Consider the following 18,415-nt stretch of genomic DNA (forward strand, 5'->3'; position numbering starts at 1 on the left):
TCGAGCGCTGGCTCGACGAGCAGATCCGTTTCGACGGCGAGTGGGAGAAGAAGGTCGTCGAGCGGATCCTGCACAACCTGTCGATCCTGTTCGAGCGCACGTTCGCGACCGCGCAGGAGCTGAACCGCTACCGCCGCGAAGTGACGGCGCGGGTAAGTGGCGCGGTGGACAGCCCGTAGCGGATCGATACATCCGGCTGTCGCGCGGTGCCGGCCGGATGCCGGCCGACCGGCGAACGCGCCGACGCCGACCGGCGCTGCCGGCCGGCGAATTATTCATTTCCGGAAATAATCGCTTCATCGGTTTATGAAACCGTATGGAAAGCTTGAATTTCATGCGTTTAGTATTTTTTAATAAACGCCTAATTCCGGATTTAATGGGATTTTCCGTGTCTGTTGCAGACAGTTTGTTTTTCGCAATCCGGAAAATAAAATGGAAAAGTCGGCAAATTGAAATTGAATTGTAGGCATTGTGTTTCGCCTCCGTCTATGCGGATAAAGCGCTGCGATAGCGGCGAATTTGGCTGGAAACCGGTTGTTTCTACGGGAATTTATCGAACCTGTCGAGCCCTCGATTCGTTCGCATATTAATTTACAAAATCACAACCGGATAATGTTCGTGTAAGCGTACTGGTGCGATGAAAATCGATAGATAAATACAAGTGTCACGATTGAAAATAAGAATGATATGCATCCATGCTTCAATATAAAATCGTTTCCGAATCCAAATAGGAGAGACGAGTCAGGGAGACGAACGGCAACTTGCCTGTCGATGGGTGCAACTTTGAGGCGGCGGTATGGCTAATGTGAGATTGGCAAAGCGATTGAGAAGTCTGCCTTCGCTGGATTTCCTGAGAGGCTTCGAATGCGCGGCGCGTCATTTGAGCTTCACGCGTGCGGGGCAGGAATTGAACGTCACGCAATCGGCCGTGAGTCGGCAGGTCAAGGCGCTCGAAGAGCAGCTTCGGATCGAGCTTTTCCATCGGCACATTCGTTCGCTGACGCTGACCGACAAGGGGCGCGAGCTGTACGACGCGATCTCGTTCGCGTTGTCCGACCTGGAGTCTGTGGTCGGCAAGCTGTCGTCGAGTGTCGGCCAGCGCGCCATCTCGTTGTCGACCACCGTCTCGTTCGCTGCGCTGTGGCTGATCCCGCGCCTCGGTTCATTCCGCGCCAGCTATCCGGACATCGACGTGCGCGTGTCGGCAACGAGCGAAATTGAAGATCTTAAACGCAAACGTTTGCACCTGGCCGTGCGCTATGCAGGCCCGTATACGTCGACCGACGATACGGAGGTGCTGTTTCGCGAGCGTGTCGTGGCGGTGTGCAGCCCGAGCCTGATGACGGCGGCGGGCGACGCCGCGTCGATGAAGCCGGCCGACCTCGACAAGCACGTGCTGCTGCATCTCGACGACCCGCGCGGCGAATGGCCGTGGCACGGATGGAGCCATTTGCTGAAGGAGCTCGGCGTGCCGCGGCTGCGGCCGGCCGGCGCGCTGCACTTCAGCCAGTACGACCAACTGGTCCAGGCCGCGGTCGACGGGCACGGCATCGCGATCGGAAGGCGGCCGCTGGTCGACGGGCTGTTGAAGCAGGGGCGGCTCGTCGAGCTGTTCCCGCACTGCACCGTTGCATCGGGCAGCTACGTGCTCGTGCAGAACCCCGATGCGTGCAACGAATTCGACATCGCGGTGCTGACCAACTGGTTGCTCGAACAAGCGTGTCACCCGCTCGCGACGGAGCAGGACACCGCCGGCAGCAACGTGGTGCCGATGTATCGCGTCGGATGACGAACGCGGCGCGCGACAGCGCCGTGCGCGCCGTCATGCGCGGTACCTGCACCTGTGCGATGATGCGCCGCTTCGCGTTCGTCGCAGAACGCCGCCGACCGCGGCGCCCGTTTCCGGGCCACCGCCGAGTCCTGACATCCCGGAGACAGCATGCCCGCACACAGCATCCAGCGCAGTACCCTGCATTACCACGATCACGGCGCCGGTTTTCCGGTGCTGCTCGGGCACAGCTATCTGTGGGACGCGACGATGTGGGCGCCGCAGATCGACGCGCTGTCGCGCAAGTATCGCGTGATCGTGCCGGACCTGTGGGGGCACGGCGAATCGGGCGCGCTGCCGGACGGCACGCACACGCTCGACGACCTCGCCGCGCACGCGAGCGCGCTGCTCGACGCGCTGGACATCGAACAGTGCGCGATCGTCGGGCTCAGCGTCGGCGGCATGTGGGGCGCACGGCTCGCGTTGCGCGAGCCGCAGCGCGTGCGCTCGCTCGTGATCATGGACGCGTCGCTCGAGGCCGAGCCCGATGCGACGCGCACGCGCTATTTCGGGATGCTCGATGCGATCGAGGCCGCGGGCCGCATCGCGCCGCCGCTGCTCGACGCGATCGTACCGCTGTTCTTCCGCCCGGACGTCGATCTCGACGGCCCGGTGCCGACGGCGTTTCGTCATGCGCTCGCGAACCTGCCCGCCGACCGGCTGCGGCAATCGATCGCGCCGCTTGGCCGGCTGATCTTCGGCCGGCCCGACACGCTGCCGGCGCTCGCCGAACTCGATGCCGCACACACGCTGCTGATGTGCGGCGCGGGCGACATGGCGCGCCCGCCGTCGGAAACCGTGAAGATGGCGAGCGTGATCGGCTGCGCGCATGCGCTGGTGCCCGACGCCGGCCATATCTCGAACCTGGAGAATCCCGCGTTCGTCACGCGCACGCTGCTCGACTGGTTCGACGCGCAGCAACTGCCGTCGAACTGACGGTCACGCGAACGGCGACGCGCGCAGGCCGCGCGGCGTCGCATCGACTCGCGTCATGCGCGCTCGCCGACCGGCGTGAACTTCCGGTCGCGCACCCGCGCTTCGTCGGCACCGCTGCGCACGAGGCTCAGCGCTTCCGCGCGGCTCGCCACGCACGGCCCGGAGCCGGGCAGCGGCTCGCGCGCAGTCTCGCGCAGCGCGAGCACCGACACGATGCCGATGAACGACGCGCCCATCAGGTAGTACGCGGGCATCATCAGGTCGCCGGTGCGATCGACCAGCCATGCGGCGACGAGCGGCGTCGTGCCGCCGAACAGCGACACCGACACGTTGAAGCCGATCGCGAGCGCGCCGTAGCGAATGCGCGTCGGAAAGAGGGCAGGCAGCGCCGACGGCATCACGCCCGTGAACGTCGACAGCAGGACGCCGTAGATCAGCATCCCGCCGAAGATCGGCAGCATGCCGCCGGTGCGGATCAGCATCAGCGCCGGCACCGACAGCGCGTGCAGGCCCACGCAGCCGGCCATCATCACCGGCTTGCGGCCGACCTTGTCCGACAGGTGCCCGGCGTACAGCGTCATCGGCATCATCAGCACCATCACGAGCAGCACCATGAAGAGCCCGTGCGATTCGCGAACGTGCAGCGTCGCCGACAGGTAGCTCGGCAGGTACGACAGCGCCATGTAGTCGGTCACGTTGAAGATCAGCACGAGGCCGACGCATTGCAGCAGCGGCCTCCACTGTTCGACGAGCAGCGTCGCGAAGCGCTGCTTCGGCCGCGCGCGTTCGTCCGCCTCGCGCGCTTCGGCCTCCTTCCTGAATGCCGGGGTTTCCTCGAGCTTGAGCCGCACGTAGAGGCCCGCGAGGCCGAGCGGGCCGGCGATGAAGAACGGCACGCGCCAGCCCCACGACAGCAGCGCGTCCTCCGACAGCGTGGCCGTCAACAGCGCGACCGTGGCCGCGCCGAGCGTATAGCCGATCAGCGTGCCGAATTCGAGGAAGCTGCCCATGAAGCCGCGGCGCTTGTCGGTCGAGAACTCGGCGATGAAGGTGGCGGCGCCGCCGTATTCGCCGCCGGTGGAGAAGCCCTGCACGAGGCGGGCGACGAGCAGCAGCACGGGCGCCATGATGCCGATGGACGCGTAGCTGGGGATCAGGCCGATCGCGAAGGTGCCCACGGCCATCATGATCATCGTGGCGGCGAGCACGCGCTGGCGGCCGATGCGGTCGCCGAGCGGGCCGAACACCATGCCGCCGAGCGGACGCACGAGGAACGCGGCCGCGAACGTGCCGAAGGTGGCGAGCAACTGCGCGGACGGGCTGCTGGACGGGAAGAACACCTTGCCGAGCGTGACGGCGATATAGCTGTAGACGCCGAAGTCGAACCATTCCATCGCATTGCCGAACGCCATCGCGCCGACCGCGCGCTTGAGGACGGCAGGGTCGACGATCGTGATGTCGTCCAGCTTGACGGACTGGCGCGAAGACCGGGCTTTCGCGGAGTGCGCTTGCGACGGGCTCAATGAACTCTCCTGGAATTGCCTTGGCAACCGGCCGGCGGGAATGCGGCGGGGTCGTGCGGACCGACGGACAGCGAAGGCGGATGTCTCGGGGATGCCTCGATGCCGGTGGCGTGACGCGCGCAGCGGACGACACCGGGCAGGTGTGTTGTGCGAACCAGTTTAGAGAAACGGGTGCGAGCGGCTATCGGTCATGCGCCCGGAAACCGGTGGTAAACGACACGCCGGAGGCGCGGCGTCGAGGGCGCCCCATCGGTCGCACGCGCGCCGGGGGCGGTCGCCTCGCCATTCATTTCGCCATTCGCCGGCGCGCGGATACGAGCAATGCGGCGAACGCCGCTTCGTCCGCCCGCAGGCCGCGCGGCGTCCGCCGGACCGCGAGCGCGGCGAGCGTGCCCGCCTCGAACGCATCGAGCACGGCCGGGTGGATGTAGCAGCGCCGGCACACGGCCGGCGTGTTGCGCAGCAGGTCGGCCACCGCGCGCACGGTCTCGACGATCTGCTTGCGGGCATGCGTGACGCCGCGATGCTCCACGCGCCGCAGCAACGCGAGCGCGTGCACGCTGCCGGCCCAGGTCCGGTAATCCTTCGCGGTGAAATCGGCGCCGCCGGCCTCGCGCAGATAGTCGTTCACGTCGGACGACCCGACCGGATGGCGGACGCCGTCGTCGTCCACATACTGGAACAGCTCGTGGCCGGGCAGCTCCGCGCAGCGCCGCACGATGCGCGCGACCCGCGCGTCGTCGACCGTCACGTCGTGCTCGATCCCGCTCTTGCCGGCGAAGCGCAGCCGCACCTGGCCGGGCTGGATCTTCAAATGGCGCTTGCGCAGCGTCGTCAGCCCGTACGAGCCGTTCTCGCGCGCATATTCCGCGTTGCCGATCCGCGCGAGCGTCGTGTCGAGCAAGCGGACGATCGTCGCCACGACCTTGTCGCGCGGCATGCCCGGCAATGCCAGATCGCGCGCGACGCGCGCGCGGATGCGCGGCAGCGCCCGCGCGAACGCGGCCATCCGCGCGTACTTGTTCGCATCGCGGATCGCGCGCCATTGCGGGTGATAGCGATACTGCTTGCGGCCGCGCGCGTCGCGGCCCGTTGCCTGCAGATGGCCGAGCGGGTCCATGCAAATCCAGACGTCGGTGTACGCGGGTGGAATCGCGAGCGCGTCGATGCGGGCGATTTCGTCGGCATCGTGAACCCGCACGCCGTCCGGCCCGTAATACGCGAAGCCGTTGCGAAGCCGCCGGCGCGTGTAGCCCGGGCGGCGGTCGTCGACATGGCGCAGCGCCGCGACGGCGCTCGAAGCGGGCTGCTTCATGTCGACGACCGCCGGCCGGCGGCGACGTCGGTGCGCGGCGACCCGCGCTCATGGGCGGCGATCATGCTCGTCTCCTTTCGGTTCGCGTGAAGGGCGGGCGCCCGGCATGGGGTGCGAACCGCCAGCGCGACGGAGCAAGAACCGTGCGCCGCACGCGCGCGGCCGATCCGGGGTTAGGTGTTTATACGTATGCCGATTCCGGTATCGCCTCAATCCAATATTTCATTGGAAGGTTATCGGACTTGTTCCTAGACTGATGCGGGGCTTGTATACCGCGCCGACCGGACACGCCGGCCGGCGCCGCCCGATCCGCGCCAGCGCCACGTAGAAACACAACAGCGCCGCGGCACACAACGACATCATCGGAGACGGACCATGACATTCATCAGGAAGCTGGCGGCCACCGCGATCGTCGCGGCGACGGCGGTGTTGGCCACCGGCGCGCACGCGCAGCAAAAGCCGATCACGCTCGGGTTCTCGCAGGTCGGCGCCGAAAGCGCATGGCGCACCGCGAACACCGTATCGGTGAAGAGCGCGGCGAAGGACGCCGGCATCAACCTGAAGTTTTCCGACGCGCAGCAGAAGCAGGAGAACCAGATTCGCGCGATCCGCTCGTTCATCGCGCAGAAGGTCGACGTGATCGCGTTCTCGCCGGTCGTCGAATCGGGCTGGGAGCCGGTGCTGACCGAAGCGAAGGCCGCGCATATCCCGGTGATCCTGACCGACCGCGCGGTCGACGTGAAGGACCCGTCGCTGTACGTGACGATGATCGGCTCCGACTTTCTCGAGGAAGGGCGTCGCGCCGGCCACTGGATGGAAGAGCGTTACAAGAACGACGCGGGCCCGATCAACATCGTCGAGCTGCAGGGCACGGTCGGCTCCGCGCCGGCCAACGACCGCCGCGCGGGCCTGCTCGAAGTGATCAGGAACAACCCGAAATTCAAGGTGATCGCGTCGCAGAGCGGCGACTTCACGCTCGCCGGCGGCAAGCAGGTGATGGAAGCGTTCGCGAAGACCTACGGCAAGCAGATCAACGTCGTCTACGCGCACAACGACGACATGGCGCTCGGCGCGATCCAGGCGATGGAAGAGGCCGGGATCAAGCCCGGCAAGGACGTGAGCGTCGTGTCGTTCGACGCGACCAAGGGCGGCTTCCAGGCGATGATCGCGGGCAAGATCAACGTCGACGTCGAATGCAGCCCGCTGCTCGGCCCGCAACTGATGAGCGCGGTGAAGGACGTCGTCGCCGGCAAGCAGTTGCCCAAGCGCATCGTGACCAACGAGACGGTGTTCCCGATGAACGTCGCGGCGCAGGTGCTGCCGACCCGCAAGTACTGACCTGTGCGCACGGACGGCGGCCTGACGGCCGCCGTCCGGCGACGCTTCGACGGAGGATGCATGGAGAGTGCGCCGGTGGTCGAGATGATCGGCATCGACAAGTCGTTTCCGGGCGTCAGCGCGCTGCAGCGCGTGGACTTCCGGCTGTTTCCGGGCGAGATCCACGCGCTGATGGGCCAGAACGGCGCGGGCAAGTCGACGCTGATCAACGTGCTCACCGGCGTGCATGCGCACGATGCGGGCGAGATTCGCGTCGGCGGCCGGCCCGTGCGCTTTGCCGCGCCGCGCGAAGCCGAGGCGGCCGGCATTCAGACGCTGTATCAGGAAGTGAACCTGTGCGCGAACCTGTCGGTCGCGGAGAACATCTTCGCGGGCCGACAGCCGATGCGGCGCGGCGCGATCGACTGGAACACGATCCATGCGCGCGCGCGGGCGGCGCTCGCCGAACTCGACCTGTCGCTCGACGTCACGCGCTCGCTCGACGCGTATCCGATCGCGGTGCAGCAGATGGTCGCGATCGCGCGTGCGGTGTCGGTCGACGCGCGCGTGCTGATTCTCGACGAGCCGACCTCGAGCCTCGACGATGGCGAGGTCGCGCGGTTGTTCGACGTGTTGCGCCGGCTGAAGGCGTCGGGCATCGCGATTCTGTTCGTCACGCATTTTCTCGAGCAGACCTATGCGGTGTCCGACCGGATCACCGTGATGCGCAACGGCGAGCGCGAAGGCGAGTACCTCGCGCGCGACCTGCCGGTCGACGCGCTGGTCGCGAAGATGACCGGCCGCGAGCGCATGTCCGACACGCTGCAGGCCGGCGCGGCTGCGGTCGAGCGCACCGCCGCGACCGCCGCGCCGTTCCTGTCGATGCAGCAGGTCGGCCGGCGCGGGATGATGAGCGCGCTCGATCTCGACGTGCGCCCCGGCGAGATCGTCGGGCTGGCCGGCCTGCTCGGCTCGGGCCGCACCGAAACCGCGCAGCTGGCGTTCGCCGCGGCGCGCCCGGATACCGGCGCGATCGAGATCGACGGCGCGCGCAAGCGGCTCGCGTCGCCGCACGATGCGGTGCGCAACGGCATCGCGTACTGCCCGGAAGACCGCAAGAAGGAGGGCATCGTCGCCGCGCTGTCGATCCGCGAGAACATCGTCCTCGCGCTGCAGGCGCGGCGCGGCTGGTGGCGACTGATCGGGCGCGCGCGCCAGCGCGAGATCGCCGACACGTATATCGCCCGGCTCGGCATCAAGGCGCGCGACGCGGAGCAGCCGATCGGGCTGCTGTCGGGCGGCAATCAGCAGAAGGTGCTGCTCGCGCGCTGGCTCGCGACGGACCCGAAGCTGCTGATCCTCGACGAGCCGACGCGCGGCATCGACGTCGCCGCGAAGTTCGACATCATGGAGCGCGTGCTCGCGCTGTGCGCGCAGGGGCTCGCGATCCTGTTCATCTCGTCGGAGATCGGCGAGGTCGTGCGGGTGAGCCACCGGATCGCGGTGCTGCGCGACCGGCGCAAGGTCGCGGAGCTGTCCGGCGCCGACGCATCCGAGGAGCGGGTTTACCGGTTGATTGCGGGAGGCCAGTCATGACGTGGTTACGCACGCTGTTTCGTCATTCGCTCGCGTGGCCGGTGCTGACGCTCGCGCTGCTGTTCGCGCTGGACGTCGCGCATCGTCCGGGCTTCCTGTCGATCGCGCTGCTCGACGGCCATCTGTTCGGCGCGCCGATCGACATCCTGAACCGCGCGGCGCCGCTCGTGATCGTGTCGCTCGGGATGACGCTCGTGATCGCGACGCGCGGGATCGACATCTCGGTCGGCGCGATCGTCGCGATCGCCGGCGCGGCGGCCGCGACCGTGCTCGAGGCCGACCCGTCGCGGGTCGGCGCGGCGCTGGCCGCCGCGCTCGGCGTCGGGCTGCTGGCCGGTGCGTGGAACGGGCTGCTCGTCGCGTTCGTCGGGATGCAGCCGATCATCGCGACGCTGATCCTGATGGTGGCCGGGCGCGGCGTCGCGCAACTGCTGACGGGCGGCCAGATCATCCCGATCGGCGCGCCGGGCTACCTCGCGCTCGGCGGCGGCTATCTCGCGACCGTGCCGTGCGCGGTGTGGATCGCGCTCGCGACGATCGGCGCGACCGCGCTGCTGGTGAACCGCACGGCGCTCGGGCTGTTCATTCGCGCGATCGGCGTGAATCCGGTCGCGACGCGGCTCGTCGGGCTGCGCTCGGGCGCGGTCGTGTTCGGCGTGTATCTGTGCTCGGGCGTGATGTCGGCGCTCGCGGGCATCCTCGCGAGCTCGAACGTGCGCAGCGCCGACGGCAACAACGCGGGGCTGCTGCTCGAACTCGACGCGATCCTCGCGGTCACGCTCGGCGGCACGTCGCTGCTCGGCGGCCGCTTCAGTCTCGCGGGCTCCGTGCTCGGCGCGCTGATCATCCAGACGCTCACCTACACGACCTATTCGATCGGCGTGCCGCCGGAGGCGACGCTCGTCGTCAAGGCGGTCGTCGTGATCGTCGTGACGCTGATCCAGTCGGACGCGGCGCGTGCGCTGCTCGTCCGGCATGCGTCGCGGCTGCTGCCTTCCGCGCGATCGCGCACCACCCCCACCGGAGCAACGCCGCGATGAATCGTTTCCTTGGCCGGCTCGCCGATCCGCGCACGTTGCCGATCGTCGTGACGATCGTGCTGTTCGTCGCGCTGTTCGGCTTCGGGTCCGTGATGTACACGGGTTTTTTCTCGATGCAGGTGCTGACCGGGCTGCTCGTCGACAATGCGTTCCTGCTGATCGTCGCGATCGGGATGACGTTCGTGATCGTGTCGGGCGGCATCGACCTGTCGGTCGGCTCGGTCGTTGCGCTGACAACGATCTTCTGCGCGGTCGGCGCCGAACGGCTGCACTGGCCCGTGTGGGCGATCGTGCCGCTCGCGCTCGCGTTCGGCGCGCTGTACGGCGCGGCGATGGGCGCGCTGATCCACTATTTCCGGTTGCAGCCGTTCATCGTCACGCTCGCCGGGATGTTTCTCGCGCGCGGCGCGTGCTTCCTGATCACGACGCAGTCGATCACGATCAACGAGCCGGCGTTCCATGCGATTGCGGGCATCAGCGTGCCGGTCGGCGGCGGCACGCTGAGCGCCGGTGCGCTGATCGCGCTCGCGACGCTGGCCGTCGCGATCTACGTCGCGCATTTCACGCGCTTCGGCCGCAACGTCTATGCGGTCGGCGGCAACGAACGTTCGGCATTGCTGATGGGCTTGCCGGTCGCGCGCACGAAGATCGGCGTCTACGCGCTGAGCGGCTTCTGTTCGGCGCTCGGCGGCGTGGTGTTCACGCTGTACGTGCTGTCGGGCTACGGGCTGCAGGCGCAGGGAATGGAGCTCGACGCGATCGCCGCGACCGTGATCGGCGGCACGCTGCTGACGGGCGGCGTGGGCTACGTGATCGGCTCGGTGTTCGGGGTCGGCATCCTCGGCACGATCCAGGTGCTGATCACGTTCGACGGCACGCTGAGCTCGTGGTGGACGCGGATCGTGATCGGCGCGCTGCTGTGCGTGTTCTGCGTGCTGCAGCGGGTCATCGAGCGCCACGCGGCGCGGCGCCGCACCGGCGGCACGGGGCTCGGCGCGCAGCGGCCGACGCATGCGCCCGCGCGGCCGGCGCCGCCCGAAGAGGACATCGCGCTGGTATCGACGATGCGGCGATCGTAGCGGGCCGTTCGGCCGCGCGGGCGAACCGCGGTGGAACGATGCGCGCGGCGCGGCGCCGTCAGGCCGGGCCGGCCGCGTCCGCCTCGGTGTCGAACGGCGTATCCGCGACGCGCGTGCGTTTCAGCGAGCCGGCCAGTTTCTCGATCGCATGCAGGTCCAGCGCATCGAGGTGCTCGCGCATTTCCTGCACGAACGACGCATGGTCCGGCTCGTCCGCATACTGGCCGAGCCATTCCTCGATATCGGTCAGCCGGCCTTCGCCGGCGAGTACGATCAGCTCGGCGAGCGCATCGGCGGGCGGGCTGCGCATCGCAGGCGCCGCGCCGGCCGGTTCCGCTTCGTCGGCGGGATGAAACCGCCCGACGAGCCCCGACACCGGCGCGAGCGCATGGCCGAGGGCTGGCGCGGCGACCGCGAACGAGAACGTCGTGCCGCTCCCCGGCTGGCTTGCGACGGCCAGCTCGCCGCCCATCGCCGCGACGATGCGCTGCGCGATGAACAGGCCGAGCCCGGTGCCGCCGTTGACCGCCTGCACCTGCTGGTACGCGCGGAAGATGTCGGTGGTCGCGGTGATGTCGATGCCGATGCCCGTATCGGCGACCTCGAACAGCAGGCGCCATGCATCGCCTTCGCGCGACGCGTGAACCGACAGCGTGACCGTGCCGTTGCGCGTGAATTTCGATGCGTTGGACAGCAGGTTCAGCAGCACCTGTTGCAGCCGGATGCCGTCGATCAGCACCGTGCGCGGCAGCGACGTGACGGGCCGGTAGACGAACCGGTTGTCCTGCTGCGCGCACAGCGCGAGCGCGTAGTGGCCGATGTCGTCCAGCAGCCCGGGCAGGTCGGTGCGGTCGGGCGCGACGCCGAGCGGCTGGAGTTCGGCCTTCGTGAACGCGAGCAATTCGTCGATCAGCGCGAGCTGGTAGCGGATGCTGCGGTCGATCGACCGGATCAGCCGCGCCTGGCTGCGCGTCGCGCCTTGCAGCAGCAGCTTCGCATAGCCGTTGATCGTCGACAGCGGCGCGCGCAGGTCGTGGCTGACGTAGCCGAGCGTCTCGATCTTCTGCTGCATGTGCGTTTTCGACTGCTGCAACGCATCGTTGAGCGCGACCGTGCGCCGCGCCACCTCGTCTCGCAGCCGATCCTGCTCGGTGAGCTGCCAGTGTTCGAGCCGCTTGCGTGCCTCGGTGCGCTGACGGCCCACGTGGTGAATCCACGCGGCCAGCACCAGCAGGTGCGTCGCGAGCCCGATGATCGCGATGACGGGGTTCGGATAGACGTCGGACCGGATCCACGACAGCACGGGCGGCAATGCGTCGCGGCCGTCGAGCATGCGGATCAGCATGTTGAACGTCGCGAACGCGACCGCGATCAGCATCACGCGGGCCGTCGGCGTGCGCCGGATCACGAGCATCAGCGCCAGGCTGATGTTCACCATCGCGAGCACGGTGTTCAGCCACAGGCAGAACCACGCGAAGGTCGCCAGATCGCCGAACGCCGCACCGGCTATCCCCACGCATTCGAGCGCGAGAAACACCACGTACACCGCGCGCATCGGCATCTTCGCCTTCTCGCGATGCGCGACCATCAGGATGAAGACGATGAAGCATGCGACCGACAGGTACGCGAAGATCGTTTCGCCGCGTGTCGACCACTCGCGCGCGCCGGACGACAGGAGTATCGCGAGGTAGCCGCGATACGCCGCTTCGAACAGCGCGGTGTTCAGGGCCAGTGCGGCCAGCACGTGGAACACGCCGCTGCGCGAGAAAAAGCCGATCAGCAGCGCACACCACACGAGTGCGAGCAGCCCGCCGAAGAAGCCGAAGTTCCACATCGACGCGTGCAACTCCTGCGCGATCCACGCGTCGCGGGTGAACGCGACCGGCGCAAGGCGCATTTCCTTGCGCGACGTGATGCGGATCAGTACCGGGAGTTGTTCGCCCGCGCGCAGCGTGACGTCGAGGGTCGGGTAGCGCGACGGCGCGTCGCGCGCGTCGCCGCGGTCGGTCGGGAAGCTGCGCTCGAGCGTCCATTGACCGTGCCGGTCGACGTAGAAATCGGCCCGGTCGACGCGCGCGTCGCGAATCGCCAGCACCAGCGCACGCGTGTCGCCGTCGCGGTTGATCAGCGTCGCCTGGACCCACCAGGCCGAGCGCGAAAACGTCACGTTGAATGCAGTGCGGGCCGTGGCGGCTGCACGACGCGACGGCTCGGCGAGCCGGGCGGCGACCTGGTCGACGGACAGCGTCGTGCCGGCGTCTTCGAAAACCGATACGGCTTCGAGTTGCGCGGGATTCGGCGCCGTTCCGGCACGGACCGTCGCGCACGTGACGGCCAGCGCCGCCAGAAGCAGGAGCAACGTGCGACATCCCGCCGCCCATGCCGCGCAGTGCCTATGCATCGCCGTGGCGCCCCCCCGGTGCGGCCGGCGCGTCGACCGCGTGGCGCTGGCGCCGCCAGTCGGACGGCGTGACGCCGAAGCGTTCGCGGAACGCCGTCGCGAAATTGCCGGGGGTGGAAAAGCCGATTTCCTCGGCGATGTCGCCGATCCCCATCGACGTTTCCGACAGGAAATGCATCGCGGCGCGCAGCCGCGTGTCGCGCAGATACTCGAATACGGTCTGGCCGAGATGGTCGCGGAACGCGCGCGACAGCCGTTTTTCGTGCGTGCCGACCTGCTTCGCGAGCTCCTCGAGGGCCGGCGGATGGCGCAGGTCGCGCAGCAGCACGTCGCTTGCCGCGCGCACGAGCGCCGCGTCGCGGTTGTCGGGCAAGTCGGGCAGGTGCGCGAACGGTTGGCTGCGTCGCACGCGCTTCAGGTGATTGCGGATTCGCGCGATGACTTCCGCCGGTTCGAACGGCTTGACGATGTAGTCGATCGCCCCCGTTTCGAGCCCCGCGATGCGGTCCTCGAGATCGCCGGCGGCCGTCAGGATGATCACCGGAATGGATTGCGTCGACGGGGTGGACGCCAGCAGCCGGCTCGCGGCGAAACCGTCCATGCGCGGCATGCGCACGTCCATCAGGATCAGATCGGGCGCGATGGCCTGCGCACGGTGATAGGCCTGCAGCCCGTCGAACGCGACGCTGATCCGGCACTGCGCGGTGCGCAGGATTTCGGTCAGGAGCCGCAGGTCGTTCGGGCGGTCGTCGACGATGAGGATATGGGCGCCGGCGAGATCCGGCGTGGTGCGTGGCGACGCCGAACTGGACAAGCGGGATGACATGGTTGCGAACGCGTTGGGAGGGGAGTGGCCTGTCAGGTCGGAGGCATCGCAATCTGTACGATTGTTGCAAAAAATTATATGTCGGCAACAGCGTCGAAGGTGGGATTCCGTGCGGCGCGTGTGGGCTTGTCGCAGGGGCATCGCAAGGTGCGCGGCGGTGCCGTCGGCTCTCCCGGAAAATGAGCCGGAAAAATGTGCCGAATCGATTTCGAAAATTACGGTCTTTATTTCCGGTTCAATGATTTCAAGGGTGAAAATGGCCCGTATGATGAATTGACGATCGAGGTGTCGAAATCCGATGGCAATGGCGTAAATCGAATTCCCGGATTCCTTGTCGGTCAACTGGGCTAGACGTAATGCGGACGAGAATTTCCGTTTCCGGAAAAATCGAATTTCATGCGAATGTGTATGAATGTAAATGCCGTCCGCTACGGAAAAGTATTTTTCCGCTCCGGAAAAGGTTCGTTTGAACGAATGTCGGCACACTAGCCACGACGCGGCTGGAATCGGTTCTCTGAATGCTTCCGGCTGTCGTGAAAATGGCCGTCGCCGTCGCTTTGCGGGCTGCCAATATTCAATGTCACATTGAATGATGGTATTCCCGTATAATGAGAAGACGGTAACGAATGAATAACAGGCACGAGGGTAATGAAGGCGTCATAATTCGCGGAATTTTTAGATATACAAGATGAGCCGTGAAATGACGGGATGGGGCTGAGTGTGAGGCATCGGGCGAGAAGAAATCGTCAAGTAAATTCGATCGATTAATTCGGTGCCGGGGTCGTTCGGTGAGCGGTCGGTTTTTTCCGGAAATCCGGAAAAAACCGTTGCCGCCGGACGGAAAAGGGGTGAGTGACTGCGCGTGGGCCGCCGGGCGTTCGATCGAGCCGGAGGCCGCGCGCGGTGCTCTATCGAATCAGGCGGATACGAAAAATATGAATACGACAAGCATGGCAGGTCGGGGTGTCGGGTCGATCGATCCGGCGCCGGCTGTCAGCGTCAGCGATCCGGCGGCGCATGCCGCAAACCCGGGGACAGGATGGCGCCTTTCACCGCCTGAATGAAAGATGACGGGCCGCCCGCGATGCGGGTCGGCGTCCGTTCATCCAGCGTCCGAGCGACGCTTTTCCGAATGAGACTCGAAGTCGCCCTTCGGCAGGTGCGACGGGGTACGCGCGTGCGGATTCGCGACGCGTCGTGCGCCCTGTCGCGGCCGGGCAGGCGATGTCGACTTCCGTGAATCGATAACCGGCGATCGCCATCACGCATCGTGCCGAACGGGCACGCGCGACGGTCGGTCGTGCCGTCGCGATGTGGGTCGAGCGTTTTGCGCAACGCTGTTCGTAGTTTTGATTAGTAATGCGAAGTGAGAAGCGGGGCGTCGCGAGCCGGGCGAAAGCGGAGAAGGTCCGCGCTTCGCCTGGTGCCGCGTTCGCCGTTGCGTCATCCAGCACATGAGAACCGAGGGAACACAAGATGAACAAGTCGTTCAAGTCGATCTGGAACGAAGCATTGGGAGCCTGGGTTGCGGCTTCGGAGCTTGACCGGGCACGCGGCAAGCGTGTGGCGTCGTCGCGGCGCACGGCGGCGCATGCCGCGAGCGCGAGCGGCGCGACGCGTGCGGGCCTGCCTTCGCCGCGACGGCTCGCCATGCTGATGGCGTCCGCATATCTGGCGTTGTTCCATGCGGGCGCCCATGCGCAGTACGCACCGGATGGCGGTACCGCGTCGGGCGGCGTGACGGCGATCTCGATCGGCCTCGGTTCGACCGCCGCGCAACAGAATTCCACCGCGGTGGGCAACCTGTCGACGGCGCAGGGCTTGTCGGCCACGGCGCTCGGCCCGGGTGCGCATGCGATGGCGGATGGTTCGACGGCCGTCGGCATCAACTCGCAAGCGAACGGTGTCAACAGCGTGGCGATGGGCGTGCAGGCGATCGGCTCGGGCCCGTATTCGGTCGCGATCGGGAATTTGTCGAGCGCGACCCAAAGCGGTTCGGTCGCGATGGGCAGCGGCGCCGCGGCGACCGGCGTGTCCGCCGTCGGGTTGGGCAACAACGCGCTGGCATCCGGCCAGTACGCGGCGGCGATGGGGCTCGGTGCCAGCGCGGCGGGCGCGCAGAGCGTCTCGCTCGGCTATGCGTCGCACGCCACGGACACCGGGTCCGTCGCACTCGGCAACCAGTCGACGAGTTCGGGCGCGGCAGGCGTGGCCGTCGGCAGCGGGGCGCTGGCTTCCGGTAATTCCGGCGTCGCGATGGGCGTCAACAGCGGCGCGACGGGCACCTCGTCGATCGCGATCGGCTGGGGCGGCACCGCGGGCGTGCCCGGCTCGGGCACGCAGTCGATCGGCACGAGCTCGATCGCGATGGGCTCGAACACGCGTGCCGGCGCGGACAATGCGGTGGCATTCGGCCTGAACGCCAATGCGTCGGGTCTCAGTTCGATCGCGACGGGCGTGCAGGCGACCGCGACGCAGCAGTTCGCGACCGCGCTCGGCAACCTGGCGCTGGCGACCGGCGTTTCCTCCAGCGCGCTGGGGCCCGGCGCGACGGCGTCGGCGACGAATGCGACGGCGGTCGGCATCAACAGCGTCGCGGCTGCCGGCTCGACCGTCGCGATCGGCGATTCCAACTCGGTTGCCGCAACCGCCGGTGCGGGTTCGATCGCGGGCGGCAACGCGTCGAAGGTGCTCGGCGGCACGGGCGCCGTCGCACTCGGCTTCGGCCAGACGGTGAGCGGCGACGGCGCGGTCGCGATCGGCGATCCGAGCAGCGCGATCGGCACCGGCGCGGTCACGATGGGTTCGAACAACACCGCGAACGGCAACGGCGCGGTGGCGATCGGCAATACCAACAACGCGCAGGGCACGGGTTCGCTGGCGCTGGGCAATACGTCGACCGCGGCGGCGGCGGGGGCGGTCGCGTTCGGCGCATCGGCCGTGGCCAACAACGCAAACGATGTCGCGCTCGGCTCGGGATCGACGACGGCCGCGCCGAATCCGACGGCCAGCGCAGTCGTCGGCGGCGTCACGTACAACTTCAACGGCATCAACCCGACCAGCGTCGTCAGCGTCGGCAAAGCGGGCAGCGAGCGGCAGATCACCAACGTCGCGGCCGGGCGCATCGATTCGTCGAGCACGGATGCGATCAACGGGTCGCAACTCGCCGCGACGAACACGGCGCTCGATTCGCTGTCGACGTCGACGGCGTCGAGCATCACGTCGCTGTCGACCGGGGTTTCGTCGTTGTCGACGGGCCTCAGTTCGACCAATAGCGCGGTCACGTCGTTGTCCACGTCGACGTCGACGGGTATCGGTTCGCTGTCCACCGGCCTCAGCTCGACCAACAGCGCGGTCACGTCGCTGTCCACGTCGACGTCGACCGGCATCGGTTCGCTGTCCACCGGCCTCAGTTCGACCAACAGCGCGGTGACGTCGTTGTCGACTTCGACGTCGACCGGTATCAGTTCGCTGTCCACCGGTCTCAGTTCGACCGACAGCACGGTGACGTCGCTGTCGACGTCCACGTCGACGGGCCTGTCGTCAGTCAATAGTTCGATCGCGTCGTTGTCCACGTCGACCTCGACGGGTATCGGTTCGCTGTCCACGGGGCTGAGCACGACCGACAGCACGGTGACGTCGCTGTCGACGTCCACGTCGACGGGCCTGTCGTCGGCCAATAGTTCGATCGCGTCGTTGTCCACGTCGACGTCCACGGGCATCGGTTCGCTGTCCACCGGCTTGAGTTCGACGAACAGCGCGGTCACCTCGCTGTCCACGTCGACGTCGACGGTCGTCGGTTCGCTGTCCACCGGCTTGAGTTCGACCAATAGCGCAGTGACGTCGTTGTCCACGTCGACGTCGACGGGCATCAGCTCCCTGTCCACCGGCCTGAGTTCGACCAACAGCACGGTGACGTCGCTGTCGACGTCGACGTCGACGGGCATCAGCTCGCTGTCCACCGGCCTGAGTTCGACCAACAGCAACCTGACGTCGCTGTCCACGTCGACCTCGACGGTCGTCGGCTCGCTGTCCACCGGCCTGAGCTCGACGAACAGCAACCTGACGTCACTGTCCACGTCGACCTCGACGGTCGTCGGCTCGCTGTCCACCGGCTTGAGCTCGACCAACAGCTCGATCACGTCGCTGTCCACGTCGACCTCGACGATCGTCGGTTCGCTGTCCACCGGTCTGAGCTCGACGAACAGCAACCTGACCTCGCTGTCGACCGCCACGTCGACCGGCATGAGCTCGCTGTCGACGGGCTTGAGCTCGATCGCGAACAACAACACGAACCTGGGCAACAGCACGGCCGGCGCGATCGGCGGCGGCGCCACCTACGATCCGACCACCGGCGCGATCTCGGCGCCGTCGTACGTGACGTACAACAGCGACGGCTCCACGACGATCAACAACAACGTCGGCTCCGCGATCGACAACATCAACGCGCACGGCATCAAGTATTTCCATGCGAATTCGACCGCGCCGGACAGCCAGGCGGTGGGCGTCGACAGCGTCGCGATCGGTCCGAACGCGATCTCGAAGGTGGACGGG

Annotated in this window: 11 protein-coding genes and 1 pseudogene; 8 read left to right on the plus strand and 4 right to left on the minus strand. The window is 67.1% G+C overall.

All coding sequences use genetic code 11. From position 1 onward, the window contains the following. The 3 genes and pseudogenes from WS95_RS05875 to WS95_RS05885 all read left to right on the plus strand — a co-directional run. Positions 1-179 (plus strand): annotated as a pseudogene (locus WS95_RS05875) (ferritin-like domain-containing protein); the annotation flags it as partial. A 617-nt stretch (positions 180-796) separates the two neighbouring features. Beyond that, complete coding sequence (locus tag WS95_RS05880) at positions 797-1,789, plus strand: LysR substrate-binding domain-containing protein (protein WP_034208977.1); 993 nt, start codon at positions 797-799, stop codon at positions 1,787-1,789. A 150-nt stretch (positions 1,790-1,939) separates the two neighbouring features. Next, positions 1,940-2,764, plus strand: a complete 825-nt coding sequence (locus WS95_RS05885) for an alpha/beta fold hydrolase (protein ID WP_059780676.1) — start codon at positions 1,940-1,942, stop codon at positions 2,762-2,764. Positions 2,765-2,817: 53 nt separating this feature from the next. Here WS95_RS05885 and proP read toward each other — a convergent pair whose 3' ends face one another. Together proP and WS95_RS05895 are read right to left on the minus strand one after the other, a co-directional pair. Then, positions 2,818-4,287, minus strand: coding sequence for a glycine betaine/L-proline transporter ProP (gene proP, locus WS95_RS05890; RefSeq protein ID WP_059822829.1), 1,470 nt, complete (start codon positions 4,285-4,287; stop codon positions 2,818-2,820). A gap of 286 nt (positions 4,288-4,573) precedes the next feature. Beyond that, the gene (locus tag WS95_RS05895; protein ID WP_059822831.1) at positions 4,574-5,602 is read right to left on the minus strand and encodes a DNA topoisomerase IB; all 1,029 of its coding nucleotides are present in this window, start codon (positions 5,600-5,602) and stop codon (positions 4,574-4,576) included. A gap of 375 nt (positions 5,603-5,977) precedes the next feature. Between WS95_RS05895 and WS95_RS05900 the strand changes: the two genes are divergently transcribed. The 4 genes from WS95_RS05900 to yjfF are packed head-to-tail and all read left to right on the plus strand — an operon-like array spanning position 5,978 to position 10,634. Further along, positions 5,978-6,940, plus strand: coding sequence for an ABC transporter substrate-binding protein (locus WS95_RS05900; RefSeq protein WP_059780679.1), 963 nt, complete (start codon positions 5,978-5,980; stop codon positions 6,938-6,940). A 60-nt stretch (positions 6,941-7,000) separates the two neighbouring features. Beyond that, positions 7,001-8,515, plus strand: coding sequence for a sugar ABC transporter ATP-binding protein (locus tag WS95_RS05905; RefSeq protein WP_059780680.1), 1,515 nt, complete (start codon positions 7,001-7,003; stop codon positions 8,513-8,515). Further along, a complete protein-coding gene (locus WS95_RS05910) occupies positions 8,512-9,555 on the plus strand; it encodes an ABC transporter permease (protein ID WP_059780681.1) in 1,044 nt (347 codons plus the stop codon). Before WS95_RS05905 ends, WS95_RS05910 begins: the two co-directional genes overlap by 4 nt. After that, entirely contained in the window at positions 9,552-10,634 is a 1,083-nt protein-coding gene (gene yjfF / locus WS95_RS05915; RefSeq protein ID WP_059780682.1) for a galactofuranose ABC transporter, permease protein YjfF, read from the plus strand. Before WS95_RS05910 ends, yjfF begins: the two co-directional genes overlap by 4 nt. Before the next feature lie 58 nt (positions 10,635-10,692). Here yjfF and WS95_RS05920 read toward each other — a convergent pair whose 3' ends face one another. Together WS95_RS05920 and WS95_RS05925 are read right to left on the minus strand one after the other, a co-directional pair. Then, a complete protein-coding gene (locus WS95_RS05920) occupies positions 10,693-13,035 on the minus strand; it encodes a sensor histidine kinase (protein ID WP_059822833.1) in 2,343 nt (780 codons plus the stop codon). Next, positions 13,028-13,861, minus strand: coding sequence for a response regulator transcription factor (locus tag WS95_RS05925; RefSeq protein ID WP_034208986.1), 834 nt, complete (start codon positions 13,859-13,861; stop codon positions 13,028-13,030). The genes WS95_RS05920 and WS95_RS05925 overlap by 8 nt, the downstream gene beginning before the upstream one ends. Positions 13,862-15,337: 1,476 nt before the next feature. On the opposite strand from WS95_RS05925, the gene WS95_RS34660 reads away from it, so the two are divergent. Continuing rightward, positions 15,338-18,415, plus strand: a 3,078-nt coding sequence (locus WS95_RS34660; protein WP_059822836.1) for an ESPR-type extended signal peptide-containing protein, incomplete at its 3' end; no start/stop codon positions are given.

This window comes from Burkholderia sp. MSMB1826 (assembly GCF_001526325.1).
GTDB lineage: Bacteria > Pseudomonadota > Gammaproteobacteria > Burkholderiales > Burkholderiaceae > Burkholderia.